Origin of the sequence: Blastomonas sp. CCH1-A6 (assembly GCF_001556365.1) — a bacterium.
In the GTDB taxonomy this organism is placed as follows: domain Bacteria; phylum Pseudomonadota; class Alphaproteobacteria; order Sphingomonadales; family Sphingomonadaceae; genus Blastomonas; species Blastomonas ursincola.
Window position 1 is genome coordinate 1 of record NZ_LSIS01000228.1, and the last position, 376, is coordinate 376.

The 376-nt window shown below is 65.2% G+C and carries 1 protein-coding gene; it reads left to right on the forward strand.

Annotation, left to right across the window (positions count from 1 at the left end):
• Positions 1-66 precede the first annotated feature (66 nt).
• Positions 67-376, forward strand: a 310-nt coding sequence (locus tag AX735_RS09910) for a DUF736 domain-containing protein (protein WP_066279273.1), incomplete at its 3' end; no start/stop codon positions are given.

A 376-nucleotide genomic window follows, 5' to 3' on the forward strand; every position in this document is an offset into this window, starting at 1 on the left:
GAGGGGAGGAGGATTGAAGATCGGTGTCGAGGACATGGGGTCCAGCACGACATCAGGAGACACGTCATGAACATCGGTCAGATCAAGCAGAACGACGCGGGCATCTTCATGGGCCGCATTTCCACCCTCGCGGTCGCGATGACGATCGCGCTGAAGCCGGTCCAGTCGTCCAATCCGCGCGCCCCGCGCTACGAGATCCATGCGCTCACCCCGGGCCGGACGTGGGTGCAGGTCGGCGCGTTCTTTGAACTCACCTCCAACAACACCGGCGAGGCGTTCCTCAACGGCCGCATCGACGATCCGTCGCTCGCCGCGCCGCTCCAGGTCTCGGCCTTCCGCCAGGACGACGGCTCGTACAACGTCGTGTGGCAGCGCG